This window comes from Pseudomonas sp. S3_E10 (assembly GCF_054667615.1).
Window position 1 is genome coordinate 3,916,813 of sequence record NZ_CP162743.1, and the last position, 25,016, is coordinate 3,941,828.

A 25,016-nucleotide genomic window follows, 5' to 3' on the forward strand; every position below is an offset into this window, starting at 1 on the left:
CTATTGAGTGGTGATCGAGATGGAAAGTATCAGCCTATTGCTCGAAGAAGCACTGAGCCCTTATCTGGTTACGCTGACCACCTCAGGTGTGCAGGGCGAATGCCTGGTGACCGTGAAGAACCCCGGTGGCGCCATCATGGTCGAGCGCGAAGTCAACCGCGCGCAGTTGACCGACAAACGCGCCCTGGTGGATGTGGTGGATTGCCTGCTGCGCGATTTGAAAATCGCTGAAGGTCGCCTCGAACCCTCGGTTATCGCAGCCTTGCGCAACGCCGCCATGACACGTGCGCCGGTCTGCGCATGAAGAATTATTTGTCCTTGGAAACTTCCTACAGCATGGCCGGTCAGATTTCGTAACAGCAAGAGCAAACATTGTGCTCCGGTGTTTGTGGCTTGTTGTACTGGTCATTGTAAGGCCACGTTTAACCCCGAAGTGTCTCCCCACGCTTCGGGGTTTCTTTTTGCCTGCGATTTATGTGGGGCGATGCTGCTTGAGGTGTCAGATGGCGCCCTGTTCGCGCAGACGTGCGATGGCGGCGGCGTCGTAACCCAACGCTTCGAGCACCACCGCGTTGTGTTCACCCAACTGCGGGCCGACCCACTCGCAGCTGCCGGGGGTGTCCGACAGTTTGGGCACGATGCCCGGCATCTTGAAATCCTTGCCATCGGGCAACTGCGCCTTCAGGAACATTTCACGGGCCAGGAATTGCGGGTCGCCGAGCATGTCTTCGGCGCTGTAAATACGGCTGGCCGGTACGTCGGCTTTGTTCAGTTGCTCGACCACCTGCTCCAGTGGCAATGAATTGACCCAGCGATCGATCACGCCATACAGCTCATCACGGCGGCTGTCGCGTCCATCATTGCTGGCCAGTTGCGGATCGTTGGCCAAGTCGTCACGGCCGATGGCGCTCATGAAACGCTTGAAAATGGCATCGCCATTGGCGCCGATCTGCACATGCTTGCCGTCCGCGCTGGTATGGATCGAGGACGGCGTGATGCCGGGCATGATGTTGCCGGTGCGCTCGCGAATAAACCCGAACACGTCGAACTCGGGGATCATGCTTTCCATCATGGCGAAGATCGCTTCATACAGCGCCACATCCACCACTTGGCCCAGGCCGCCGTTGACCTCACGGTGCCGCAGCGCCATCAGCGCGCCGATCACGGCCCACAAGGCGGCGATGGAATCACCGATGGAAATCCCGGTGCGCACCGGCGGGCGGTCCTCGAAACCGGTGATATAGCGCAACCCGCCCATGGATTCGCCCACGGCACCAAACCCCGGCTGATCTTTCATCGGCCCGGTCTGGCCGAAGCCCGAGAGGCGAACCATCACCAGCTTCGGGTTCAGCGCGTGCAGGGTCTCCCAGCTCAGGCCGAGTTTTTCGAGCACGCCGGGACGAAAATTCTCGATGAGCATATCGGCGTCCGCCAGCAGCTGTTTGAGAACCGCCAAACCGTCCGGATGCTTGAGGTTCAGCGTCAGCGACTTTTTGTTGCGCGCCTGCACAAACCACCACAGCGAGGTGCCCTCATACAGCTTGCGCCATTTGCGCAGCGGGTCGCCGCCGTCGGGGGATTCGACCTTGATCACCTCGGCCCCGAACTCGGCGCAGATGCGAGAGGCGAACGGCCCGGCGATGAGGGTGCCGAGTTCGATGACTTTGAGGCCGGCAAGCGGTTTGGCATTGAACGACATGAGGATCCTTTCTGGCGCTGGACGGGTGTGTGATGCCTTTTAACATAGGCGAGCGGTGAGGGATAAGGATGATGATTCGTTGAATGGCTCCACCATCGGTTAGACTGGCCGCCTTTCCCTGTCTCTAGAAGCCCGTTCATGGCCCAGCCGTCCACGACCTACAAATTCGAACTCAACCTCACCGACCTCGACCGTTCGGTCTACGAGAGCGTCAAACAGACCATCGCCCGTCACCCTTCGGAAACCGAAGAGCGCATGACCGTGCGCCTGCTGGCTTATGCCCTGTTTTATAACGAGCAGTTGGCGTTCGGTCGTGGCCTGTCAGATGTAGATGAACCGGCCCTGTGGGAAAAAAGCCTGGATGATCGCGTTTTGCACTGGATCGAAGTCGGCCAGCCCGACGCCGACCGTCTGACCTGGTGCTCGCGCCGCACCGAGCGTACCAGCCTGCTGGCGTATGGCAGCCTGCGAGTCTGGGAAGGCAAAGTGGTGCCGGTGGCGACTAACCTGAAGAACGTGCACATCGCTGCCGTGCCACAGGAAGTGCTGGAAACCCTGGCCAAGGACATGCCCCGCGTTATCAAGTGGGACGTGATGATCAGCGAAGGCACAGTTTTCGTGACCGATGACCGTGGCCAGCATGAAGTGCAGTTGCAGTGGCTGGTTGGCGGACGCGATTGAAAAATGTGGGAGGGAGCAAGCCTCCTCCCACAGTGATTTGTGTCGTTTGAAGCATTGTCGTTTAACCGTTTATCCGCAGAGAAGTCATCACCCCCGTATGCGTATCGATCCTCGCCCGTTGCCCGCTGTCCTGCCGTTTCTCGGTGAATTGCCGCCGCTGTTGACCCGTCTTTACGCCGCCCGCGGGGTGCAATCGGAGGCTGAGCTGGATAAAAGCCTGGCACGGTTGATTCCCTATCAGCAGCTCAAGGGCATCGACGCGGCGGTAGACCTGCTGGTGACGGCCCTGGAACAACGTCAGCGCATCCTGATCGTCGGCGACTTCGATGCCGATGGCGCCACCGCCAGTACCGTGGGCACCTTGGGCCTGCGTTTGCTGGGTGCGGCCCATGTCGATTACCTGGTACCCAACCGCTTCGAATATGGCTATGGCCTGACCCCGGAAATTGTCGCCGTGGCCCTGCAGCGCGAGCCGCAATTGCTGATCACCGTGGATAACGGCATCTCCAGTGTGGAAGGGGTGGCCGCGGCCAAGGCGGCGGGGCTGCGGGTGCTGGTGACCGACCACCACTTGCCCGGTGACGAGTTGCCGGCAGCGGATGCGATCGTCAATCCGAATCAACCCGGCTGCGCGTTCCCCAGCAAGGCCCTGGCCGGCGTGGGCGTGATCTTCTACGTATTGATGGCCCTGCGCGCGCGCCTGCGTGACCTGGGCTGGTACACGAACACGCCGCAGCCGAACATCGGCGATCTGCTCGACCTGGTCGCCCTGGGCAGCGTCGCCGACGTGGTGCCCCTGGACGCCAACAATCGCATTCTGGTGCATCAGGGCCTGGAACGTATCCGCGCGGGTCGTGCGCGGCCGGGAATCAAGGCAATCCTGGAAGTGGCCAAGCGCGACGCCGCGCGCATCACTTCAACCGACCTGGGCTTTATCCTCGGGCCACGGCTCAACGCCGCCGGGCGTCTGGACGATATGAGTCTGGGCATCGAATGCCTGCTCACCACCGATTTTGCGGCCGCACGGGAAATGGCCGCGCAATTGGATGGCATGAACCAGGACCGCAAATCCATCGAACAAGGCATGCAGCGCGAGGCCCTGGCCCAGCTCAAGGACTTGCCGATGGAATCGATGCCCTATGGCCTGTGCCTGTTCGACCCCGAGTGGCATCAGGGCGTGATCGGTATTCTGGCGTCGCGCATGAAAGAGCGCTATTTCCGCCCGACCATCGCCTTCGCCGACGCCGGTGATGGCCTGCTCAAGGGCTCGGGGCGCTCTGTGCAGGGCTTTCACATCCGTGATGCCCTGGCGGTCGTCGCCAGCCAGCATCCCAGCCTGATCACCAAGTACGGCGGCCACGCCATGGCGGCCGGGCTGACGTTGCCCGAGGCAAATTTCCCACTGTTTGCCGAGGCCTTTGACGCCGAGGTGCGTCGTCAACTGCGTGAAGAAGACCTCACCGGTCGCCTGCTGTCCGATGGCACCCTGGCGGTGGAAGAGTTTCATCTGGAACTGGCCCGTGCGCTACGGCATGCAGGCCCGTGGGGGCAGCACTTTCCCGAGCCGTTGTTTCACGGTGTGTTCCAGTTGGTTGAGCAGCGCGTTGTGGGGGAGCGGCACCTGAAAGTGGTGCTCAAGAGCGAATGCGGCTCGGTGAAGCTCGATGGCATTGCGTTTGGGGTGGATCGGGAGGTCTGGCCGAACCCTACCGTGCGTTGGGTGGAATTGGCCTACAAGCTGGACGTGAACGAGTTTCGTGGGAATGAGACGGTTCAACTGATGATCGCGCACATCGAGCCGCGCTGATTTTCAGCCACACCATAAAGCAAATGTGGGAGGGGGCTTGCTCCCGATTGCGGTGCATCAGTCACAACGCTGTTGACTGACACTTAGCTATCGGGAGCAAGCCCCCTCCCACATTGGGTCCTGTGTGTTGCCTGGGGTTATTCGGCCTTGGCCTGGTGCTTGACGATGATATCCACCAACCGCTTGGCGAGCGCCGGGTAGTTCTCGTCGAAGTGATGCCCACCTGGCAGTTTCAGTGCCTCACCCACAGCGGTCTTGTCGGTGCAGCCACTCTCGTCGACTTCTTCGGCGCCATAAATGCACACCACTTTCTCAGGCGGCAGCTTGGCCATTTCCGGCCCGGTGGCGGCTTCTTTGCCGGCATTGCCCAGCCAACCTTCCACTTCGATCTCAAAGCTGCCGGTACGGGCGAAGGCCAGCAGGATGATCGCATCGACCCGTTGCTGCTCGTTCTCCGGCATGCGGTTGTAGATCGCCGGCAGTACGTCGGCGCCGAACGAATAGCCGGTCAGTACGAAGCGCTTGGTGCCCCACTTCTGCCGGTAGTGCTGCATCAGTTCGGTGAGGTCCTTGGCGCTTTGTTCCGGGGTTTTGTGCTGCCAGTAGTAGCGCAGGGTGTCGATGCCGACCACCGGGTAGCCGATCTTGGCCATTTCACCCGCTACGTCGCGGTCCAGGTCACGCCAGCCGCCGTCACCGGAGAGGAACAGGGTGACCGTGTCTTTGGCCTGGCCAGCCGGTACTTCCACCACGGGAATCGCCAGCCCGCCGTTGTCCGAACCCACCAGTTGCTTGCGCAGTTCGTTATTCAGGACTTGCGGGTAATGAATGTCATAGTCGCTGATGCTCGTAGTCGCGCGTGGCGTGTCGCGTACGAAACTGGCGCTTTCATCGTCAGGGTTATCGTTCCACGCCACCAGCCAGTTGCCGTGAGCGGCGGTCTTGGGCAGCGGGTCCTTGCAGCCTTCCTGCACCAGAGCAAAGCCGACGGAGATGGCGTTGGCCTTGTCGTCGTTCTGGGTGGCCAGCCAGCGCCAGGCGAGGGCGGCGCCAGGGCCGATGCCGCTGACCAGCGTCGCCGGGCCCTTGAGCTGGCCCAGGGCGCTTTGCAGCGCTTGTTCCTGCAGCTTGCAGTCGTCTTTTGGCAGGATCACCTGGACGATCTGCGCCTTGCCCCCCTGGCTCAGCGTCATCAGTTGGCTGTCGGTCAGGGTTTCGTCGGCCATCACCGCTACGGCGACGCGTGCTTTGGCTGTGCCGACCGGAGTGACGCGGGTCATCACCGAACCATCGGCCTGGGGCAGTTGCTCCAGGGTCGGCTGCGGGGCAGGGCGGTTCCAGAACCAAAAGCCACCGCCCAGGACCAGCGCGAGCAGCACTACAAAGGCCAATACATACCGCCAGGAGCGTCGAATCATCAGCGTTTCACCAATCCAGTCAAGCCGCCCGCGATCAGGGCGGCGGTATCGGCCAGTGCCACCAGCGGATCCAGTCCGGCGGGCACGGCCATGTAGCGGGGTTCCCAGTCGGGCTGGAACTTGTCTTTGAAGCGGCGCAAACCTTGGAAGTTATACAGTTGCTCGCCACGACGGAACACCATCGAACCCAGACGCTGGGTCAATGGCGCGCCCCGTCGCGGTTGCAGGCCCGACAATGGCACCATGCCCAGGCTGAAGCGGGCGTAGCCATGATTCTTATAGTGTTGAATCAGGCCGACCATCATGAACTCCATGGTCAGCTTGGGCGCGTCCGGGTGGGCACGCATCAGGTCGAGGCTGGCCAGGTCGTGGTTGTAGGTCTCGAGCAGGTTGGCGAAGGCCACTGGGCGCCCTTCGAAGCGAATGATCGCGATACGAAAATGCTTGAGGTAGTCGTCACTGAAGCGTCCCAGGGAAAAGCCTTTTTCGCGCACATTCTTACCGGTAAGCCAGGCGTCCGAGATAACTTTTAATTCATCCATCGGCGCGGTGCCCGGCTCGCAGATCTCTAGGGACAGGCCGTCCCGGGTGCCACGGTTCCAGGTGTAGCGCAAATCCTTCATCTCTTTGCCCTTGGCTTCAAGGTCAAAGCGTTTGAGGTCCACGCGCGCTTCTTCGCCCAGCTTGATCGCGGTAAGGCCGATGTCCATGTAGTACGGCAGGTTCTCCGCCCGCACCTGGTAGAACACCGGGCGCGCATGGTGGATGTCGCACAGGTCACGGAACTGCCAGATCATCTCGGCGCGCGGTTGGGTCGGGCCGATCGGGTCGTACAGGGCCACCAGGCTGCGGCCGCGACGGGCATACATCAGGAAGGCTTCGTCGTTGGGGTGGAACAGCAGCGCCTTGTCGCCGGTCAGCGCCAGGCCGCCGTCGGGCTGTGACGAGGCCATCAGGATCTTGCTGGCGCGCTCCAGCTCTTGCGGCGTCGGCAGGTGGATCACCGGGCGAGCAGTGCGCAGCAGCCAGGTCAGCGAGACGATCACCAGCAGCACCGCAGCCCCGAGCAGTGAGCGCAGGCCACGTGGGGCGTTGGCGTCCAGGGTGAACTGCCACCACAGTTGATGGCTGTAAGGCACATCTTGATAGGCGAACAGCAGCAGCCAGATCGACGCGCCCAGCACGCAGACGCTGGCCACCAGGTAGAGCGGCGAGAACGGCAGTTCGGTGAGGCGGCTGGCGCGGTAGAACGAGCGCCGGAAGATCGCCAGCAGCACCGCGGTCATGGTCATCAGACTGGCTTCTTCCCAGTCGAAACCCTTGAGCAGCGAGAGCAGGGCGCCCGTCAGCAGCAGCACCATGGTCAGCATCCAGGCGGCTGACAAACGCCGGCGCAAGCCCTGGGCCAGCAGCAGGCACAGCACGCCGATCAGGCTGGCACCAAAGTGCGATGCATCAATCAGGCGGTGGGGAATCAGGAAACCGATGTTTTCCAGGCGTGAGTCGATCTCTGGCGTGGCGCCGGAAAACAGCAGGACCACGCCGGACAAAAAAACCAGTACGGCCAACACCGGCGCCGCCAGGCCCGAAGCCACGCGCAGGCTCTGTTGGGTCTGGAACAGTCGCTGGGCCTCATTGATCAGCAGGAATACACAGGCAATCAGCAGCGGCAGCACGACATAGATCATGCGGTACAGCAGCAGGGCGGCGGCCAATGGCGCGGCGCCGAGCTTGTCGGCGAAGGCTGCCAGCAGAATCGCCTCGAACACCCCCACGCCACCCGGTACATGGCTGAGTACACCGGCGGCCAGGGCCAGCAGGTACACCAGCAGGAACGGGCCGAACGGCGGGGCTTCGGGCAGCAACATATAAAGAACAGTAGCGGCAGCGGCGACGTCGAGTGCGGTGATGACCAGTTGCAGGAGCGTCAGGCGCCGGCCAGGCAAGCGCAGGGTGCGACGGCCGGCCCTGACCAGCAGGTTGTCCGGATACGGTTGTTCCGGCAGGCGTCGGCGATAAATACCGATGCACAGCATCGCCGATAACAGCAGGACGGCACCGGCAACGCCGCCGAGTACAGTTTGCGGCAAATGCAGGTACGTCGATGCGGCCGGCAAATTGCTCAGTGTCGCCAGGGCGGCCAGCGGCGGCAGGGCGCAGCCCAGGGCCAGGCTGGCGAATACGGTCATATGGGCCACTTCCGACGCCCCGATGCCATGGCGCGCATATAAACGGTAGCGCACCGAGCCGCCCGAGAGCATCGACAGGCCGATGGCATTGCCGATGGCAAACGCGGTAAAGCCGCCCAGGGCCAAGGTTTTGGCGGGCAGGTTTACCCCGGCGTAACGTGCTCCGGAAAATTCGTAGCCCAACAGAATGACGAACCCGGCCACCGCTGCGGCGAATGCCCCCAGCAGCGCCGGCCTGGGCACGTCCAGGATCGAGTCGTGGAGGGCGTAGAGGTCCAGTTCCAGCAACAGGTGTCGGCAGGCGATCAGGGCAATTGCGAACAGCAGCAAGGTGACGGCCAGCCCGATGGGTTGCCGGTATTTGCTCAACAGATCCAGCCAGCGTAAGCGGGTGGGAGCGATCGGTTGTTCTGCTGTGACGGTGTCTTGTGGTTCAGACGAGTTGGCGCGCATCAATCACCTCGTGGATTGTGCGCGACAGGATGGAGGTATCCAGCCAAGTTACCAATCCCTATGGACAAAATAATTACAAATATTAACGCGGATCACCGGGTGCGGCGACTGCGGCCATTGGTCGTAGAGAAGTAAGCATGCTTGCGATGAGATGGACTCTACAAACCCTGTACGGTTTCATGAAAGATGCCATGTCATTGTTTCAAAAGAACTTTTTCGCCGGATACAAAAAAGGCCACTCTTTCGAGTAGCCTTTTTTGATGTTTGGTTGCGGGAGCCGGATTTGAACCGACGACCTTCGGGTTATGAGCCCGACGAGCTACCAGACTGCTCCATCCCGCGTCTGTGGGCGGCATTGTACAGTCCAACGCCGAGGTGTCAACCGTTAATCAACCAATGGGTCAAATAAGTGTGAATTGACTGCGCGGGCAACCTGACTTCGCGATTGAAAACACTTTGCCCCGATGCCGGCCGGATCAGGAAGCTGACACCCAGGCAAAACAAAAAAGGCCACTCTTTCGAGTAGCCTTTTTTGATGTTTGGTTGCGGGAGCCGGATTTGAACCGACGACCTTCGGGTTATGAGCCCGACGAGCTACCAGACTGCTCCATCCCGCGTCTGTGTGTCGGCATTCTACAGAGGAACGCGAGTGTGTCAACCCGAGATTGAAAGAAAAGCGCTTGTGGTTCAATCGGTTAGCTCTCCATTAGTGGCTGCATGACCGCTGCGGGCCAGTCCGGCCGGGGCTTTCAGCTCTATTGAAATGCCAAATTCGATTGAGAAAATAAATTTAGCTGGGAATTTTCCTACCGCTCAGACGGAAGATTCAAACTACTGGTGCTATATACAGGGGTGAATGCGATACTGGCGGCCCGTTGGATTGCCCTCTTTTATATGACTCAGCGCAAAATCATCCACGTCGACTGTGATTGCTTCTACGCCGCCATCGAGATGCGCGATGACCCGAGCCTGGCGCAAAAGCCGCTGGCGGTGGGGGGCTCGGCGGATCGGCGTGGGGTGATCGCCACTTGCAACTACGAAGCGCGGGCCTATGGGGTGCGCTCGGCCATGTCGTCGCGCCATGCCTTAAAGCTGTGCCCGGACCTGACCATCGTCAAGCCGCGGATGGATGCCTATAAAGAAGCGTCAAAGGAAATCCAGCTGATCTTTCGCGATTACACCGATTTGATCGAGCCTTTGTCGCTGGATGAGGCCTACCTCGATGTCTCCGACAGCCCGCATTTTGGTGGCAGCGCCACGCGTATCGCCCAGGATATTCGCCGGCGGGTATCCAACCAGTTGCACATCACCGTGTCCGCAGGGGTGGCGCCGAACAAGTTTCTGGCGAAGATCGCCAGCGACTGGAAAAAGCCCAACGGCCTGTTCGTGATTACCCCGGACCAGGTCGAAGACTTTGTCTCCCAGTTGCGCGTGAGCAAATTGCACGGTGTAGGCAAGGTGACGGCCGATAAGCTGGCGCGCCTGGGTATTGAAGACTGCCTGCAACTGCGCGAGTGGAACAAGCTGGCGCTGGTGCGCGAATTCGGCAGTTTTGGTGAGCGACTCTGGAGCCTGGCTCGTGGGATCGATGACCGTTTGGTGCACAACGACAGTCGGCGACAATCCATCAGTGTGGAAAATACCTACGACGTCGACCTGCCCGATCTTTCAAGTTGCCTGGCAAAACTCCCCGAACTGATGGAAACCCTGGCCGGGCGCATGGCGCGCATCGACAGCAGTTACCGCGCAGGCAAGCCGTTTGTGAAGGTGAAGTTTCATGACTTTACCCAAACGACATTGGAGCAGGCGGGGGCGGGGAGGGATCTGGAGAGTTATCAACAGTTGCTGACCCAGGCATTTAACCGAGGTGGCAAGCCGGTGCGGCTGTTGGGGATTGGTGTGCGGCTGCTGGACTTGAGCGGCGGCAACGAACAGCTCGAATTCTCCTGGTAGAAACCGGAGTCGAAATGTGGGAGGGGGCTTGCTCCCGATTGCGGTGTGTCAGCTATGTATAAGCTGGCTGATGCACCGCTATCGGGAGCAAGCCCCCACACATTTGGATCTACAGCGTTTTTGAAGCCTCAGCGTGCTCCGGGATCCGCCACCAACCGCCCCGCATCCTTGGTCAGCGCTTGCAGAAATTCCTGCTGCAACTCCGGATCATTGCGGGTCAGTTCGATCAAGCTTTGTTCCAGTTCGCTGGCTTCTTCTTCCAGGCCCAGCTCCGAGAGGCGCTTGACCCGGTGAACCCACTGGCTGACTTCATCGTCTTCCAGGTCGTCATAGATCAGGCCGTGGGCTTCCAGCAATTTGCCGCGCAAGGCGCTGCTGATCGCCAGGGTCGAGTCCGAATGCACATCGTCCTGGCCATCTTCCACGCTGATTTTCAAGGTGGTGATGCGGTTCAGGTCCTGCTCGGCAAATGGGCTGTCCAACAGGTTCAGGCGCAGGACGCCGTTGCGGTCGGTGGTCAGCTCATGGGTTTGTTTGCCGGCGGTGACCTGTACCGGGCGCTCGCTCCACGGCAGGCTCGAATACTCCACGCGCTTGTCGCGCTGGACTTCATCGATACCCGCCAGGTTCTGTTGCGCACGGCCATGGGACTGCACGTTCATGAACGGGTTGAGGCCGTCCACGCCGTAGGTCAGCCAGTCGTGGGTCATGCTGGTAGGCAGGTGGCCGAGGGCGAAGATATTCGCCACGTTGGCACCCGCGCCCGCCACCAGCGCCACCGCACCCAGGGGCATCTCATAGAGTTTGCGCCAGGGTTGGTAGGGCGTGTAGCGGTCGTAACGACGGGTGACTTCGAATTCGGTGACCTCGAAGGTCTTCTGTTCGTGAATGCGCACCCGGCGTTGCGGCAGCTCAAGTACTTTGGGTTCGCCTACATCGATCTGCAGGCTGTGGTTGAGCAACTTACGCTCGACCCGCTCCTCGTGCTCACTGCGTTGCGACATCTGGTTGGCGCAGCCGCTGACCAGCAGGGCGCCGCACAAGGCGGCGCCCCCCAGGGCTCTGGTGTTTCGCTTGAACATGACTTCTCTTGATCTGGTTTTCAGCGACGAATACGCGCCTGAAGGAAAGACAGCACGTCAGCCACCGGCAACGGTTGGGCTTCGGCTTCGGTCCGGCTCTTGTATTCCAGATTGCCATCAGCCAGGCCGCGGTCACTGACCACGATGCGGTGTGGGATGCCAATCAGTTCCATGTCGGCGAACTTGATGCCCGGGCTGGTTTTCTTATCCCGGTCATCGAGCAACACTTCAAAACCGGCTGCCGTGAGTTCGGCATACAGTTTGTCGGTGGCTTCGCGTACTTGCTCGGTTTCGTAACGCAGCGGCACCAGGGCAACCTGGAACGGCGCCAGGGCGTCACTCCAGATGATGCCTTTCTCGTCGTTGTTCTGCTCGATGGCAGCGGCAACCACGCGGGACACGCCAATGCCGTAGCAACCCATGTCCAGGGTGATCGGCTTGCCGTTTTCGCCCAGCACTTCGCACTTCATCGCCTTGCTGTACTTGTTGCCCAACTGGAAGATGTGCCCGACTTCGATGCCGCGCTTGATTTCCAGGGTGCCCTTGCCATCCGGGCTTGGGTCACCGGCCACGACGTTGCGCAGGTCGGCCACGGTCGGCACCGGCAGGTCTCGCTCCCAGTTCACGCCGAAGTAGTGCTTGTCGTCGATGTTCGCGCCGATGCCGAAATCGCTCATCAGTTCGACCGAGCGGTCGATGATGATCGGCAGCGGCAGGTTCAGCGGGCCGAGGGAACCGGCGCCGGCGCCAATGGCGTCGCGCAGTTCGGCATCGGTGGCCATGACCAGCGGGCTGGCCACGCCAGGTTGCTGGGCCGCCTTGATTTCGTTGAGTTCGTGGTCGCCACGGATCACCAGGGCGATCAGCTTGCCTTCTTCCTCGGCGTGCACGATCAGGGTCTTGATGGTCTTTTCAATCGGCAGATTGAATTTCTCCACCAGGGCCGCGATGGTCTTGGTGTCCGGGGTATCCACCAGGCGCAGCTCTTCAGTTGGGGCTGGGCGCGAGGTTTCACGCGGCACGGCTTCGGCTTTCTCGATATTCGCCGCGTAGTCGGAGCCGTTGCTGAAGGCGATGTCGTCTTCGCCGGACTCGGCCAGCACGTGGAACTCGTGGGAGCCGGCGCCGCCGATGGAACCGTTGTCCGCTTCAACCGCGCGGAACTTCAGGCCCAGGCGTGTGAATACGTTGCAGTAGGCCTGGTGCATGCGGTCGTAGGTCGCCTGCAGCGAAGCCTGGTCGGCGTGGAACGAATAGGCGTCCTTCATGATGAACTCACGGCCGCGCATCAAACCGAAGCGTGGGCGGATTTCATCACGGAATTTGGTCTGGATCTGATACAGGTTCAGCGGCAGCTGTTTGTAGCTGCTCAGCTCGTTGCGCATCAGGTCGGTGATCACTTCTTCATGGGTCGGGCCGGCGCAGAAGTCGCGGCCATGACGGTCCTTGAAGCGCAGCAACTCAGGGCCGTACTCTTCCCAGCGCCCGGATTCCTGCCACAGTTCAGCCGGTTGGGTGCTCGGCATCAACACTTCCAGAGAACCGGCAGCGTTCATTTCTTCACGAACGATGGCTTCGACCTTGCGCATCACCTTCAGGCCCATGGGCAACCAGGTGTACAGGCCCGAGGCCAGTTTGCGGATCATGCCGGCGCGCAGCATCAACTGATGGCTGATCACGACCGCGTCGGAAGGCGTTTCTTTCTGTGTGGCGAGCAAATATTGACTGGTGCGCATGGTAGGCCGTTGTCGGTTGCTGGGCTTGAAATGACTTGGGATTGTACGGGCGCAAACTGCTGGAGTACAGGCGTCAGAATGCAGAGGGGTCTGTGGGAGGGGGCTTGCTCCCGATAGCAGGGTCAGGCGCTTATAGCGCACTGGCCCACCGCTATCGGGAGCAAGCCCCCTCCCACATTGACCGAGTTGTGTCAGTCTTCGGCGGGTGGGTTCAACCGAATCCGCCGGTTTTCCTGATACCAGTGCAACGCAATCAGCAGCAGCGTTGGCACACCCAGCAGGCAGGTAATCATAAAGAAGTTGTGATAGCCGAACTTCTCCACCATCACGCCCGAATACCCGCCGATGAGGCGTGGCAGCAACAGCATGATCGAGCTGAGCAGCGCATATTGGGTGGCGGAGAACTTGAGGTTGGTCAGGCTCGACAGGTAGGCCACAAACGCCGACGTGGCCAGGCCCGAGCTGAAGTTGTCCAGGGAGATGGTGAAGATCAGCATCTGCAGGTCCGGGCCCATGTCGGCAAGCATCACGAACAGCAGGTTGGTGCCGGCCGACGTCACACCGCCGATAAACAGGATCGGCAGGATGCCGAAACGCACGATCAACAGGCCGCCCATGCCGGCGCCGAGCAGGGTCATGATCAGGCCGAAGATCTTGCTGACCCCGGCAATCTGGTCCTTGGTAAAGCCCTGGTCGATATAGAACACGTTGGCCATCACGCCCATCACGGTGTCGGACATGCGATAGGTGGCGATCAACCCCAGCAACAGCAGGGCCTGCCAGCGGTAGCGCAGGATAAAGTCATTGACCGGCGTCAGCACCGGCGCAAGCCCACGGCGGCCCATGGCCGAAAGGCATAAGGCGGTCAGCGTGATATAGAGGATGGCGCGCAGGAAGGCGCGGTCTTCCATCAGCAGGTCCCACAGGCTGACACCCTGGAACAGTACACTGGCGAAATCGGTGTTGAACAGTTGGGTAAACATCGCCGGAACCGACACCAGCAGCACAATCAGCACAAACACCGATACCAGTTGGTGCACAAAACTGTAGCGTCCGGCCTGCAACTGGGTGCGCAATGGCACATTCGGTTCGCGCATGAGCAGCGTGGTCAGCAGCGCCGGGATCATCAGCACGCCGAACAGCACGTAGGTGCCGGTCCAGGCCGCGTGTTTATAGTTGAAACCGGTGGAGCCGAAGCCTTCGGCAAAGAACAGCGCGCCGGCCGTGGCCAGCAGGGCGGCGATGCGGTAGCCGGACATATAGCTGGCGGCCAAGGCGGCCTGGCGGCTGTCGTCGGCGATTTCCAGGCGATAGGCATCGACCGCGATGTCTTGGGTGGCGGAGGCGAAGGCCACGACCACGGCAATAGCGATCAGCCAGGACAGGTGTTTCTGTGGGTCGCAGAAGCCCATGCCGATCAATCCGAGGATCACCAGCGACTGGGACAAGACCAGCCAGGAACGTCGACGTCCGAGTTTGCCGAGCAGCGGCAGGCGCCATTGGTCGAGCAGCGGCGACCAGACCCATTTGAAGGCGTACGCCAAACCGATCAGGCTTGCATAGCCGATGGTCTCGCGGGCCACACCGGCCTCGCGCAGCCACACCGAAAGCGTCGAGAACACCAACATGTAAGGCAAGCCGGCGGCAAAGCCGAGCAACAACAGCACTAACGTCGAGGGGCTGGCATAGGCAGCGAGCGCGGCGCGCCAGGTTTTACGGGGCATGGGCTGGAGTCTGCCTCAGGTTTGCGAAAACAAAGCGCGCACTCTAACCGCTGTGCTCTACCGGGCGCCAGCCATGGCGCTGAATATCCACGCGATTGTTGCGCACCGTGACGCCTTCATCGCGCAAACGCGCGCGCTGCTCGTCGCCCGAGGCACTGCCCGCCGGCAGACTTATCCGACCACCGGCACCCAGCACGCGGTGCCAGGGCAGTCGGCTGTCCTCGGGCAGTTGGCTCAAGGTGCGCCCGACCCACCGAGCCGCGCGCCCCAGCCCAGCCAGTTGCGCCAGTTCGCCGTAGCTCACCACGCAGCCAGCGGGGACTTGCGCCAAAGTCAGGTAGAGCGCGGTGCGGCGCATTTCGGCGGGGGTTTGGGCTGATTGATTCACTGTGGTGCTATCCGGTTTATGGCGCGATCCGTTGAAATCGTCGGCATATTTGTAAGAAACGTCTGTAAACATGGTGGTGAGCGTTGAACTCAACCCCGATCCTTGAGTCAGTCCTTGCTCAGACGTTATCTAACACGATAATGCCCTCTTTATTGCCAAAGCCCGAGCCTCGAATACGCTTATGTTGTCCAGAACCCTGCTGTGCCTAGCTGTTCTCAGCGCCTCAACCCCCTTGCTAGCAGACACCGTCTGGTTGAAGAACGGTGACCGCCTGACCGGCAAGATCAAGGTCTTCGACGGCGGTAAGCTGTTGATCCAGACCGATTACGCCGGCGCCATCCCGGTGGACTGGAAGCAGGTCAAGACCCTGGAAAGTGACCAGGAACTGCTGGTCAAGCAGGATGCCTATACCGGCGAAAAGGCCAAGTCCCTGCAGGCTGCGGATGACGGCAAAGTAGTGCTGGCCAATGGCGAGGCGCCCAAGACCGTCGAACTGGCCAGCATCCAGCAAATCATCAAGCCCAAGCCGGTGATTGAAGACCTGGTGTGGAAGGGCAACGTCGACATGGCGCTGGACTATAAGCGCGCCGAGAAAGATACCAACGATTACGACATCGATTTCAAGACCACCGCGCGTCATGGCCAATGGCGTCACACTGGCCAGGGCGAATACAACCGCGAGTTCCAGGATGATGTGAGCACCACGGACAACTGGGCGCTGGAATACGACCTGGACCGTTTCCTCACCGAGCACTGGTTCTGGCAGGGGCGTTTGACCTACAAGCGCGACAAAGTCGAAGACCTCGCCCGCCAACGCACCGTCGGTACCGGCCCGGGGTACCAGTTCTGGGACGACGAGTTGGGGGCGTTCTCCCTTGGTTCGCTGGTCAACCGTACCGACTATGAATATGCCGAAGGCGGTAAAGACAACTTCTATTCGGTGGCCATGAAATGGAATTACAACCGCTACCTGGTGGGCAAGACCGTCGAGTTCTTCACCAATGGGGAACTGGGCCGGCCGATCGATGGGCCCGTCGACTACTCTCTCGATGCTGAGATGGGCCTGCGCTACAAAGTCACCGAATGGGCATCGCTCAACCTCAAGGCCGAGCGCGACATGATCAGCGGCGACTCCGAAAGCAGCTTGAGCAAGACCCGCTACACCGCAGGCTTCGGCGTGGCCTGGTAATCGAGTCCCTGGCAACCGGTGCGTATATTGATTACCGTGTGTTGAGATCGATTCCCATAGACTGTGGGCGGCTGAATACCCGAGGAGTCATACGTTGAGCGCACAGGTTGCCAAGAACGCCCGAGAGCTGTTGCTCAAGGAATACCGTGGAGCCCTCTCCACATTATCCAAGGCCATGCCTGGCTTCCCGTTCGGTTCGGTGGTGCCTTACTGCCTGGACGAACTGGGCCGCCCGCTGATCCTGATCAGCCGCATCGCCCAACACACCCACAACCTGCAGAAAGACCCCAAGTGCTCGCTGTTGGTGGGCGAGCGCGAGGCGGATGATGTGCAGGCGGTGGGGCGCCTGACCTATCTGGCCGAAGCCGAGAAGCTGGAAGACACCGCTGCCATTGAAGCGGCCGCCGAGCGTTACTACCGCTACTTTCCTGATTCGGCCAATTACCACAAGGCTCACGATTTCGACTTTTGGGTGCTCAAGCCGGTTCGCCACCGCTATATCGGCGGCTTTGGCGCGATTCACTGGATCGACCAGTTGAGCCTGGCCAACCCGTTCTTCGGCAAGGCCGAGCGCAGTATGGTCGACCACATGAACAGCGATCACGCCAAGGCAATTGCTCACTATGTCGACCTGGCGGGGCTGCCCGCCTCCGAGCCGGCGCAACTGGCCGGCATCGACAGCGAGGGCATGCACCTGCGCATTGGCCAATCACTGTACTGGTTGCCCTTTGCCGAGTCTTGCAACACTCCGACACAAGTGCGCGAAGCCCTCGTTTCATTGGCTCATGCCCAGGCATGGCCAAAAAAAGAACCGGCTTCAGCTTGAATTCAGGCAGGGGTGGCGGCATCTAGTGTGTACTTGCAAGGCATTCTTGCGTTGAGGAACTCTTTTGATGCGCCCTTTTTTATTGCTCTTTCTGCTGTTCCCGGTGTTGGAGCTGTTCGTATTCGTTCAAGTCAGCAGTGCGATCGGCTTTTTCCCGGCCCTGTTGCTGATCATTCTCGGCTCGATGCTCGGCGTTCTGGTGCTGCGCGTCGCCGGGCTGGCGACGGCGCTGCGTGCCCGTGAAAGCCTGAACCGCGGCGAGCTGCCGGCCCAGACCATGCTCGAAGGCCTGATGATGGCCCTGGCGGGTGGCCTATTGATCCTGCCGGGTTTTATCAGCGATGTGATCGGCCTGGTCATGCTGCTGCCGTTCACCCGCAAACTGCTGGCCGGCAAGATGCGCCAGCGCGCCGAAGAAGCGGCGATACGCCAACGAGCGTTCGCCGACGACCTGCAATCGCGCGGTGGCCCGGCTCCACGCGAGCCGCTGGGGCGCGAAGGCGATGTGATTGAAGGCGAGTTCGAGCACCGCGACAGCAAATAACTGCTTCATCGGCACGGCACCTTTGGGTGCCGTGTTGCATTTCCCCGGCCGCAGACACAAAAAATTTCATCTACGCCCCCTTGTAATCAGCTTATGCGCCCTTATGTATCGGTCACCGCAAGGTTTCTGGTGGTGACACTAGACAGACTTCCGCGTTTCGCCCAGCGAACCGCGACCGGCACCGCCGGAATTTAACCCGCCGGAATTGATACCGGCCGATGAAAAACACAATTAGGAGAGATCGACAATGAGCAAGCTTCGTCCTCTGCACGACCGCGTCGTCATCCGTCGCAGCGAAGAAGAAAAGAAAACCGCTGGCGGCATCGTTCTGCCAGGTTCGGCTGCTGAAAAAGCCAACCACGGTGTGATCGTCGCTGCGGGCCCAGGCAAGACCCTGGAAAACGGTGATGTCCGCGCACTGGCCGTGAAAGTGGGTGACAAGGTTGTTTTCGGCCCTTACTCCGGCAGCAATACTGTGAAAATCGACGGCGAAGACCTGCTGGTGATGGCTGAGAACGAAATTCTCGCCGTACTCGAAGGCTGATTTCCCGCTCATTTTCCCGTTACTACAAAGTATTTAAGGAATATCGATCATGGCTGCTAAAGAAGTTAAATTCGGCGACTCCGCCCGCAAGAAAATGCTCACCGGTGTCAACATCCTGGCTGACGCAGTAAAAGCGACCCTGGGCCCGAAAGGCCGTAACGTGATCATCGAGAAGAGCTTCGGCGCTCCGACCATCACCAAGGACGGCGTTTCCGTAGCCAAAGAAATCGAACTGGAAGACCGTTTCGAGAACATGGGCGCGCAGCTGGTCAAAGACGTTGCCTCCCGTGCCAACGATGACGCAGGCGACGGCACCACCACCGCTACCGTTCTGGCTCAGGCCATCGTCAACGAAGGCTACAAGGCCGTCGCTGCCGGCATGAACCCGATGGACCTCAAGCGCGGCATCGACAAGGCGACCATCGCCATCGTTGCCGAGCTGAAAAACCTGTCCAAGCCATGCGCTGACACCAAGGCTATCGCCCAGGTAGGTACTATTTCCGCCAACTCCGACAGCTCCATCGGCGACATCATTGCCGAAGCCATGGAAAAAGTCGGCAAAGAAGGCGTGATCACCGTTGAAGAAGGCTCGGGCCTGGAAAACGAACTGTCGGTTGTAGAAGGCATGCAGTTCGACCGTGGCTACCTGTCCCCGTACTTCGTCAACAAACCAGACACCATGGTTGCTGAGCTGGACAGCCCGCTGATCCTGCTGGTCGACAAAAAGATCTCCAACATCCGCGAAATGCTGCCAGTACTGGAAGCCGTGGCCAAAGCCGGCCGCCCACTGCTGATCGTTTCCGAAGACGTTGAAGGCGAAGCCCTGGCCACTCTGGTTGTGAACAACATGCGTGGCATCGTCAAAGTCGCAGCCGTCAAGGCTCCAGGCTTCGGCGACCGTCGCAAGGCCATGCTGCAGGACATCGCCGTATTGACCGGCGGTACCGTTATCTCCGAAGAGATCGGCCTGAGCCTGGAAAGCGCCACCTTGGAAAACCTGGGTAGCGCCAAGCGCGTGACCATCTCCAAGGAAAACACCATCATCGTTGACGGTGCTGGCGTTGAAAGCGACATCGAGTCTCGTATCGCCCAGATCCGTGCGCAGGTTGCTGAAACCTCCTCGGACTACGACCGTGAAAAACTGCAGGAGCGTCTGGCCAAGCTGTCCGGCGGCGTTGCAGTGATCAAGGTTGGCGCCGGTTCCGAAGTTGAAATGAAAGAGAAGAAAGCCCGCGTTGAAGACGCCCTGCACGCAACCCGCGCAGCCGTCGAAGAAGGCGTGGTACCTGGCGGTGGCGTTGCGCTGATCCGTGCTCTGGAAGCCCTGACCGGCCTGACCGGCGACAACGCTGACCAGAACGTCGGTATCGCTGTGCTGCGTCGTGCTGTTGAAGCACCGCTGCGCCAGATCGCTGCCAACTCCGGCGACGAGCCAAGCGTTGTGGTTAACGAAGTCAAGAACGGCAAAGGTAACTACGGTTACAACGCTGCGACTGGCGTCTACGGCGACATGATCGAAATGGGCATCCTGGACCCTACCAAGGTGACCCGTTCGGCGCTGCAAGCAGCATCCTCCATCGGCGGTCTGATCCTGACCACCGAAGCGGCGATCGCTGATGCACCGAAGAAAGAAGGCTCGGCTGGCGGCGGTATGCCAGACATGGGCGGCATGGGTGGCATGGGCGGCATGATGTAAGCCAGCCTTACCCCTGTACTGAAAAAGCCCCGCCTGCAGTGATGCAGGCGGGGCTTTTTTGTGCGCGCTGTCTGAGGTTCAGCGCGGCGCCAAGGGCCTCGATGGCCGATACAGCAACAAACCATACAGGCCCAGGCAGATCAGCCAGCAAAAAATCGCCGTCCACACATTGTGGGAAAAGAAGTGCGCCCCTTGCAGCATGCGGCTCACTGAAAAGATGCTGCCCAAGCCGGCCGCGAAGAGGAATGCGTAGCGGGCCATCCGCGGCTTGCGGTCACGCAGTGCAAAAAACAGCGCGAACAGGGCGAACCCGGTGGCCGCATGGCCGCCGGGCCAACAGCGCCCGGGTTTATCGGTGGCGGGGCGATGGCTCAACAGTGTGCTGTAGGTTTCCTCGCCACCGAACTCCTTGAGGCTCCACGGGCACTGCACGCCGGTCAGGGTTTTCAACGGTGAAACAAAGGCGGTCGCCAGTCCAAGGGACAGCACCAGGCAGCCCAGTTCGCGGCGGTAGGGCTTGAGGCGTTGCAGGATAAATGTGCCGACAAACCCCAGGATTGCCATGACCGAAAACAGGATCACCAACTGCTTGGCGCGGTCATGCAGGATGTCTTCGAGCAAGAAGCTGTAGCGACCGACGAAGCCGCCCTCCGCCGCGTTGTAGAACCGTTTGGCGAGAGCCATGTCCAGTGGCGTCAGCTCCAGCAACAGCAATGCCAGCGCGGCGGCGGCGGGAATGCCCAGGTACAGCCGAAAATCAAGCGGCTTGGAAGCCGGCGCAACGGGAGGGGATGGCATGGCGGACCTTGATCGAAGACGTCCCGCACTCACCTGTGCGGGACGCTCTGTTTAGCGTGTGCTCAGCGCTGGGGCCTCGTCCTTGTGCCCCCTCCAACTCAGCAATTGTTGTTTGAACCCATAGCTGGCGGCCTGGTAGTAGGTGATCGCGCGCTGGATTAATGGATCATCGCTGTTCACCCGCAACTCCTGGCTCTCACCCAGGGCCTGGTCATGGCGACGCAGGCCCAGGCGTGGGCTGAGGATCGCCAGGTCCGTGCCGTCGAACAACCCCAGATGCTGGTAGTTGCCGACCACGACCCGAGGCGGCAGTGGGTTGTCCTGCAGCAGGTTGCGGCCAAAGAAGGTCGACTCGTAGCTCAGGTTGATCAGGCCCAACAGCGTCGGCGCAATGTCGATCTGGCTGGCCAATTGCGCGGTTTCCCGGGCATCGATCAGCGTTGGCGCATAGATGAACAAGGGGATCTGATAGTTGGTGATGGGCAGGTCTTCCTTGCCCGCGCTGCCGGCGGTGTGGTCGGCGACGAACACAAAGATCGTGTTATCGAACCACGGTTTCTTGCGCGCAGCGGCGAGGAATTCGCCGATGGCGTGGTCGGTGTATTTCACCGCGCCGTCGCGACCATTGCCGGATTTGATGTCGATGCGCCCATCCGGATAGGTGTAGGGACGATGATTGGAGGTGGTCATCAGTTGCAGCAAAAACGGCTGCTGCCTGGCGTAGTCGGCGTCGGCGAGCTTGAGGGTCTGTTTGTAGAGATCTTCGTCGGCCATGCCCCAGGCGTTTTTAAACGAAATTTCCGCTTCGGGCACGCTGCTCTGGTCTACGACCCGGTAACCGTTACCGCTGAAAAACGCGTTCATATTGTCGAAGTAACCGCGCCCGCCGTAGACGAACACGCTGTCGTAGCCGATGGCGGAGAGTTGTTGTCCGAGGCTGGCGAACCCGCTCTCGCGGCCAATGCGCTTGACGATCGAGCGCCCCGGCGTCGGAGGGATCGCCAGGGTGATGGCCTCAAGGCCTCGATCGGTACGGGTGCCGGTGGCGTAGAAATTATTGAAATACAGGCTTTGTTTACGCAGCTCATCCAGGTTAGGCGTGAGGTTGCGCCCATCGCCATTGCTGCCCATGTACTTGGCGCTGAAACTTTCGATGGTCACCAGCACGATATTGGGTTTGCGCAAGGTGCCGGGGTTGCTGATCTCGCGCCGGATATCCAGCGGGTCCTGGCCGACGAAGCGGGCGTTGGGTTCGCTGAGTTCGGCGCGCAATTGCTGGGCGACCACGTCGGTTGGCAAGGTTTTGTAGAACTGGGTGTAGTCCAGCTCGTTGTTACGGAACGCGGCGAAAAACTGATAGGGGCCGTTACTCGCCAGCTCGTTCTTGTAGGCGTTGCCACCCTGGGTGCGCGGGCTGTCCTGACTGATCAGTTGCAGGCTGAGGCCGGCGACGACCAGCAGCGCCGCGGCGTTCAACACGCGGCCGCGCAGGGCCGGCAGCGGAGCGTTCATCGCCGCGTTGAACGGTTTGCGCAGCGCCAGGCTCAGCACAATGGCCAGCATCGCCAGCAGGCTCAGCAGCTTGCCGATCGGGTAGGACTCCAGCAGGTTGTTCAGCACCTCGTCGGAATACACCAGGTAATCGACGGCAATAAAGTTGAAGCGCACACCGAACTCGTCCCAGAACAGCCATTCGGCGACCGCGGTGAACAGCATGGCGAACAGGCTCACGGTCAACACCGCCTGCAGGAACCAGCGGTGTCCACGGCGGCGCCACAGTCCCGCAGGGCAGAGCAGTAAGTAAAGTCCCAGCGGCAGCGCCGCATAGGCCAGGAAACCCAGATCGTAGAGCACACCGACGCCAAACACCGGCAGCAGGTTGCCGCCGACTTCGTCCAGGTGAGTAATGAGCAGCACGCTGCGAGTGAGCAGGAAAACCACCAGCCAGGCACCGGTGATCAACTGCAGATAGCGCATTGGCGCCGATTTGAAAAACCCCATGTCCATGTTCCTTATATCAATGGGCGGCGATATTCGTCCTGACGCTGTAGTCAGTTTGTGAAGCTATAGTGAAAAACTCGTTGAACGGTTGAATCGGTTGAAAACCCTTATCGACGCACCTTCCGGCTCTATCCCTGAGCCCCGCTTGGCCTTAAGCTGCGCGAGCCAACACGGCCGTTACCGCGTACGGAGACACTGCCCATGCGAATTTTATTGGTTGAAGACAACCGCGATATTCTGGCCAACCTGGCGGATTACCTGGGGCTCAAGGGCTACACCGTGGACTGTGCGCAGGACGGTTTGTCGGGCCTGCACCTGGCGGCCACCGAGCATTACGACCTGATCGTGCTCGACATCATGCTGCCCGGTATCGATGGCTACACCCTGTGCAAGCGCCTGCGCGAAGACGCCCGCCGCGACACGCCAGTGATCATGCTCACCGCGCGTGACCAGTTGGACGACCGGTTGCAGGGCTTCAAGTCCGGCGCCGATGATTACCTGCTCAAACCGTTTGCTCTGTCGGAACTGGCCGCGCGTATCGAAGCCGTGCTGCGCCGTGCTCAGGGCGGCGGCCGCCGCGCCTTGCAGGTCGGCGATTTGAGCTATGACCTCGACACCCTGGAAGTCACCCGTGAAGGGCGCCTGCTCAAGCTCAACCCGGTCGGCCTCAAGCTGCTGGCGGTGCTGATGCAAAAAAGTCCGCACGTGCTGCGCCGCGAAATCCTCGAAGAGGCGCTGTGGGGCGACGATTGCCCGGACAGCGACAGCCTGCGCAGCCACGTCCACCAGTTGCGCCAAGTCATCGACAAGCCCTTCGCCAAACCGTTACTGCAGACAGTGCACGGCGTTGGTTATCGTCTGGCCGAGGGGCGTGATGGAGTTTAAGCAAAGCCTTTCCCAGCGGATCATCATCGCCTTTGCCTTGATGAGTGCGTTGGTGGCGGGGGCCTTCGCCATGGGCATTATCGCGACCGTGCACCTGGTGGAAGAGAAGTTGATCTCGGCGGGCCTGGGCGGTGACTTGCAACGCTTGCTGCTGATGGACACGGTCGAAGACTGGCGCCACCGACCCGAGCCGGACCAGTTGTTCTATTTCAGCGGCGGGCCGGGCGATTTTGAATTGCCCAAGGACCTGCGGCATCTGGAGCCGGGCTTTCATGAAGTATTTCGCGAATCGCTGTCGTACCACGCCATGGTCGAAGTGATTGACGGGCGACGTTATGTGTTGCTGCAAGACCAAAGCGATTTCGAAGAGCGTGAGCGTGTGCTGTTTGCCGTGGTGCTGGTGGGCTTTGTGCTCAGCCTGGCATTGGCGGTGTTCCTCGGCTGGGTGCTGGCGCGCAAGGTGATGGCGCCGGTGGTGCGCCTGGCGCGTCAGGTGCGTCACCGCGACCAGTTGCTGGGGCTGGCGCCGCCCCTGGCGCCGGACTATGCGGCCGATGAAGTGGGTGAGCTGGCGGTGGCGTTCGACGCCACGTTGGGGCGGCTGCGCGCGGCGTTGTCGCGTGAGCAGTTGTTTACCAGCGATGTGAGCCACGAATTGCGCACCCCCTTGATGGTATTGGCTAGCTCCTGCGAGCTGTTGCTGGAAAACCCGGCCATCGACCAGCGCGGGCGTAACCAGGTGCAGCGCATTGCCCGTGCCTGCGAAGAAATGCGCGAGCTGGTACAGACCTTCCTGATGCTGGCCCGCGCCCAGCATAACGATGCCTCTATGTCGGCCCAGGTCACCCTCAGCCAGGTGGCGGACGATTTGCTCGGCATCTGGCGTGAACAAATCGAACACAAGGGGTTGGAACTGATCTACCAGCCAGGCAACCCCCTGGACACGCGCTACAACACGACGTTCCTGCATGCGGTGATGGGCAACCTGCTGCGCAATGCCTTGCATTACACCGAGCATGGTTTTATCCGGCTGACCCTGGAGCCGGCGGGCTTTGTGGTGGAAGACAGTGGCGTCGGCATTCCAGAAGAGAAACGCGAAGCGATGTTCGAGCCCTTCGTGCGCGGCAGCGAGAAGCGTGGTGATGGCCTGGGGCTTGGTTTGTCGCTGGTGCAACGGATCTGCGAGAACCAGGGCTGGAGCGTCAGCCTCAGCACCATGGAGCCCAATGGCTGCCGCTTTCATGTCGAACTGGGTCAGCCCGGCGCCTGACCCGTCCACCCTGCCGCAATCCTGCCAAACATCGTCGTCATTCGGCGAAGATGGCCCCATGATATTGTTTATGTCTGTAAAGTTTTGAAATGTATGGGGTTGGACAGGACAGGTTTTTCACACATGGTTGACC

Annotated in this window: 20 protein-coding genes and 2 tRNA genes; 11 read left to right on the plus strand and 11 right to left on the minus strand. The window is 60.5% G+C overall.

Annotated elements, in window-relative coordinates:
- Positions 1–19: 19 nt before the first annotated feature.
- Positions 20–304 (plus strand): DUF3509 domain-containing protein, encoded by a 285-nt coding sequence (locus tag AB4N98_RS17865; RefSeq protein WP_065876668.1) that lies wholly within the window; start codon positions 20–22, stop codon positions 302–304.
- A 195-nt stretch (positions 305–499) separates the two neighbouring features.
- Here the strand turns inward: AB4N98_RS17865 and AB4N98_RS17870 are convergent, their stop codons facing one another.
- Positions 500–1,699, minus strand: coding sequence for a CaiB/BaiF CoA transferase family protein (locus tag AB4N98_RS17870; protein ID WP_017529969.1), 1,200 nt, complete (start codon positions 1,697–1,699; stop codon positions 500–502).
- Positions 1,700–1,837: 138 nt separating this feature from the next.
- Here AB4N98_RS17870 and AB4N98_RS17875 point away from each other — a divergent pair, with 138 nt between their 5' ends.
- Both AB4N98_RS17875 and recJ read left to right on the plus strand, forming a co-directional pair.
- Positions 1,838–2,380 carry a YaeQ family protein gene (locus tag AB4N98_RS17875; RefSeq protein WP_003175888.1) on the plus strand — a complete coding sequence of 181 codons (543 nt, stop codon included), beginning with the start codon at positions 1,838–1,840 and terminating at the stop codon, positions 2,378–2,380.
- A gap of 97 nt (positions 2,381–2,477) precedes the next feature.
- Positions 2,478–4,187 (plus strand): single-stranded-DNA-specific exonuclease RecJ, encoded by a 1,710-nt coding sequence (gene recJ / locus AB4N98_RS17880; RefSeq protein ID WP_017529968.1) that lies wholly within the window; start codon positions 2,478–2,480, stop codon positions 4,185–4,187.
- A gap of 137 nt (positions 4,188–4,324) precedes the next feature.
- On the opposite strand, the gene AB4N98_RS17885 is transcribed toward recJ, so the two are convergent.
- The 4 genes from AB4N98_RS17885 to AB4N98_RS17900 form a co-directional block, all read right to left on the minus strand.
- Positions 4,325–5,605 (minus strand): virulence factor family protein, encoded by a 1,281-nt coding sequence (locus AB4N98_RS17885; RefSeq protein ID WP_017529967.1) that lies wholly within the window; start codon positions 5,603–5,605, stop codon positions 4,325–4,327.
- On the minus strand, positions 5,605–8,247 hold the full coding sequence (mprF, locus tag AB4N98_RS17890) for a bifunctional lysylphosphatidylglycerol flippase/synthetase MprF (protein WP_017529966.1): 2,643 nt from the start codon (positions 8,245–8,247) through the stop codon (positions 5,605–5,607). Before mprF ends, AB4N98_RS17885 begins: the two co-directional genes overlap by 1 nt.
- Before the next feature lie 265 nt (positions 8,248–8,512).
- Positions 8,513–8,589 (minus strand) — tRNA-Met (locus tag AB4N98_RS17895).
- Positions 8,590–8,787: 198 nt separating this feature from the next.
- A tRNA-Met gene (locus tag AB4N98_RS17900) sits at positions 8,788–8,864 on the minus strand.
- Between the two features lie 277 nt (positions 8,865–9,141).
- Between AB4N98_RS17900 and dinB the strand changes: the two genes are divergently transcribed.
- On the plus strand, positions 9,142–10,200 hold the full coding sequence (gene dinB, locus AB4N98_RS17905; RefSeq protein ID WP_026067376.1) for a DNA polymerase IV: 1,059 nt from the start codon (positions 9,142–9,144) through the stop codon (positions 10,198–10,200).
- A gap of 128 nt (positions 10,201–10,328) precedes the next feature.
- On the opposite strand, the gene AB4N98_RS17910 is transcribed toward dinB, so the two are convergent.
- The 4 genes from AB4N98_RS17910 to AB4N98_RS17925 all read right to left on the minus strand — a co-directional run bounded on the left by AB4N98_RS17910 (position 10,329) and on the right by AB4N98_RS17925 (position 15,100).
- Positions 10,329–11,282 (minus strand): hypothetical protein, encoded by a 954-nt coding sequence (locus AB4N98_RS17910; protein ID WP_017529283.1) that lies wholly within the window; start codon positions 11,280–11,282, stop codon positions 10,329–10,331.
- 20 nt (positions 11,283–11,302) lie between these two features.
- Entirely contained in the window at positions 11,303–13,018 is a 1,716-nt protein-coding gene (locus AB4N98_RS17915) for a proline--tRNA ligase (protein ID WP_017529282.1), read from the minus strand.
- Positions 13,019–13,209: 191 nt separating this feature from the next.
- The gene (locus AB4N98_RS17920) at positions 13,210–14,742 is read right to left on the minus strand and encodes an AmpG family muropeptide MFS transporter (protein ID WP_017529281.1); all 1,533 of its coding nucleotides are present in this window, start codon (positions 14,740–14,742) and stop codon (positions 13,210–13,212) included.
- A 43-nt stretch (positions 14,743–14,785) separates the two neighbouring features.
- The gene (locus tag AB4N98_RS17925) at positions 14,786–15,100 is read right to left on the minus strand and encodes an MGMT family protein (RefSeq protein ID WP_050554005.1); all 315 of its coding nucleotides are present in this window, start codon (positions 15,098–15,100) and stop codon (positions 14,786–14,788) included.
- 211 nt (positions 15,101–15,311) lie between these two features.
- Between AB4N98_RS17925 and AB4N98_RS17930 the strand changes: the two genes are divergently transcribed.
- From AB4N98_RS17930 to groL, 5 genes are all read left to right on the plus strand, one after another.
- Positions 15,312–16,319, plus strand: a complete 1,008-nt coding sequence (locus AB4N98_RS17930) for a DUF481 domain-containing protein (RefSeq protein WP_065876666.1) — start codon at positions 15,312–15,314, stop codon at positions 16,317–16,319.
- A gap of 94 nt (positions 16,320–16,413) precedes the next feature.
- The gene (locus tag AB4N98_RS17935) at positions 16,414–17,145 is read left to right on the plus strand and encodes a HugZ family pyridoxamine 5'-phosphate oxidase (RefSeq protein WP_017529278.1); all 732 of its coding nucleotides are present in this window, start codon (positions 16,414–16,416) and stop codon (positions 17,143–17,145) included.
- A gap of 67 nt (positions 17,146–17,212) precedes the next feature.
- Positions 17,213–17,689, plus strand: coding sequence for an FxsA family protein (locus AB4N98_RS17940; RefSeq protein ID WP_065876665.1), 477 nt, complete (start codon positions 17,213–17,215; stop codon positions 17,687–17,689).
- Positions 17,690–17,936: 247 nt separating this feature from the next.
- Positions 17,937–18,233 (plus strand): co-chaperone GroES, encoded by a 297-nt coding sequence (locus tag AB4N98_RS17945; protein WP_017529276.1) that lies wholly within the window; start codon positions 17,937–17,939, stop codon positions 18,231–18,233.
- 49 nt (positions 18,234–18,282) lie between these two features.
- The gene (groL, locus tag AB4N98_RS17950; protein WP_017529275.1) at positions 18,283–19,929 is read left to right on the plus strand and encodes a chaperonin GroEL; all 1,647 of its coding nucleotides are present in this window, start codon (positions 18,283–18,285) and stop codon (positions 19,927–19,929) included.
- A 78-nt stretch (positions 19,930–20,007) separates the two neighbouring features.
- On the opposite strand, the gene AB4N98_RS17955 is transcribed toward groL, so the two are convergent.
- Together AB4N98_RS17955 and AB4N98_RS17960 are read right to left on the minus strand one after the other, a co-directional pair.
- A complete protein-coding gene (locus AB4N98_RS17955) occupies positions 20,008–20,727 on the minus strand; it encodes a phosphatase PAP2 family protein (RefSeq protein WP_017529274.1) in 720 nt (239 codons plus the stop codon).
- Between the two features lie 51 nt (positions 20,728–20,778).
- Positions 20,779–22,728, minus strand: a complete 1,950-nt coding sequence (locus AB4N98_RS17960; protein WP_068935932.1) for an LTA synthase family protein — start codon at positions 22,726–22,728, stop codon at positions 20,779–20,781.
- 201 nt (positions 22,729–22,929) lie between these two features.
- Here AB4N98_RS17960 and colR point away from each other — a divergent pair, with 201 nt between their 5' ends.
- Both colR and AB4N98_RS17970 read left to right on the plus strand, forming a co-directional pair.
- Positions 22,930–23,613 carry a two-component system response regulator ColR gene (gene colR / locus AB4N98_RS17965; protein ID WP_003175870.1) on the plus strand — a complete coding sequence of 228 codons (684 nt, stop codon included), beginning with the start codon at positions 22,930–22,932 and terminating at the stop codon, positions 23,611–23,613.
- On the plus strand, positions 23,603–24,883 hold the full coding sequence (locus AB4N98_RS17970) for a sensor histidine kinase (RefSeq protein ID WP_065876663.1): 1,281 nt from the start codon (positions 23,603–23,605) through the stop codon (positions 24,881–24,883). The genes colR and AB4N98_RS17970 overlap by 11 nt, the downstream gene beginning before the upstream one ends.
- The last annotated feature ends 133 nt before the right edge of the window (positions 24,884–25,016 follow it).

Excerpts from the sequence above, each read along its gene's own strand:
- AB4N98_RS17910 (WP_017529283.1), bottom strand. The coding sequence starts at position 11,282 with ATGTTCAAGCGAAACACCAGAGCCCTGGGGGGCGCCGCCTTGTGCGGC.
- AB4N98_RS17970 (WP_065876663.1), top strand. The coding sequence starts at position 23,603 with ATGGAGTTTAAGCAAAGCCTTTCCCAGCGGATCATCATCGCCTTTGCC.
- AB4N98_RS17940 (WP_065876665.1), top strand. The coding sequence starts at position 17,213 with ATGCGCCCTTTTTTATTGCTCTTTCTGCTGTTCCCGGTGTTGGAGCTG.
- mprF (WP_017529966.1), bottom strand. The coding sequence starts at position 8,247 with ATGCGCGCCAACTCGTCTGAACCACAAGACACCGTCACAGCAGAACAA.
- AB4N98_RS17870 (WP_017529969.1), bottom strand. The coding sequence starts at position 1,699 with ATGTCGTTCAATGCCAAACCGCTTGCCGGCCTCAAAGTCATCGAACTC.
- AB4N98_RS17875 (WP_003175888.1), top strand. The coding sequence starts at position 1,838 with ATGGCCCAGCCGTCCACGACCTACAAATTCGAACTCAACCTCACCGAC.
- recJ (WP_017529968.1), top strand. The coding sequence starts at position 2,478 with ATGCGTATCGATCCTCGCCCGTTGCCCGCTGTCCTGCCGTTTCTCGGT.
- dinB (WP_026067376.1), top strand. The coding sequence starts at position 9,142 with ATGACTCAGCGCAAAATCATCCACGTCGACTGTGATTGCTTCTACGCC.
- AB4N98_RS17960 (WP_068935932.1), bottom strand. The coding sequence starts at position 22,728 with ATGGGGTTTTTCAAATCGGCGCCAATGCGCTATCTGCAGTTGATCACC.
- AB4N98_RS17920 (WP_017529281.1), bottom strand. The coding sequence starts at position 14,742 with ATGCCCCGTAAAACCTGGCGCGCCGCGCTCGCTGCCTATGCCAGCCCC.
- AB4N98_RS17925 (WP_050554005.1), bottom strand. The coding sequence starts at position 15,100 with ATGCGCCGCACCGCGCTCTACCTGACTTTGGCGCAAGTCCCCGCTGGC.
- AB4N98_RS17945 (WP_017529276.1), top strand. The coding sequence starts at position 17,937 with ATGAGCAAGCTTCGTCCTCTGCACGACCGCGTCGTCATCCGTCGCAGC.
- AB4N98_RS17915 (WP_017529282.1), bottom strand. The coding sequence starts at position 13,018 with ATGCGCACCAGTCAATATTTGCTCGCCACACAGAAAGAAACGCCTTCC.
- AB4N98_RS17865 (WP_065876668.1), top strand. The coding sequence starts at position 20 with ATGGAAAGTATCAGCCTATTGCTCGAAGAAGCACTGAGCCCTTATCTG.
- AB4N98_RS17955 (WP_017529274.1), bottom strand. The coding sequence starts at position 20,727 with ATGCCATCCCCTCCCGTTGCGCCGGCTTCCAAGCCGCTTGATTTTCGG.
- colR (WP_003175870.1), top strand. The coding sequence starts at position 22,930 with ATGCGAATTTTATTGGTTGAAGACAACCGCGATATTCTGGCCAACCTG.
- AB4N98_RS17885 (WP_017529967.1), bottom strand. The coding sequence starts at position 5,605 with ATGATTCGACGCTCCTGGCGGTATGTATTGGCCTTTGTAGTGCTGCTC.
- AB4N98_RS17930 (WP_065876666.1), top strand. The coding sequence starts at position 15,312 with ATGTTGTCCAGAACCCTGCTGTGCCTAGCTGTTCTCAGCGCCTCAACC.
- groL (WP_017529275.1), top strand. The coding sequence starts at position 18,283 with ATGGCTGCTAAAGAAGTTAAATTCGGCGACTCCGCCCGCAAGAAAATG.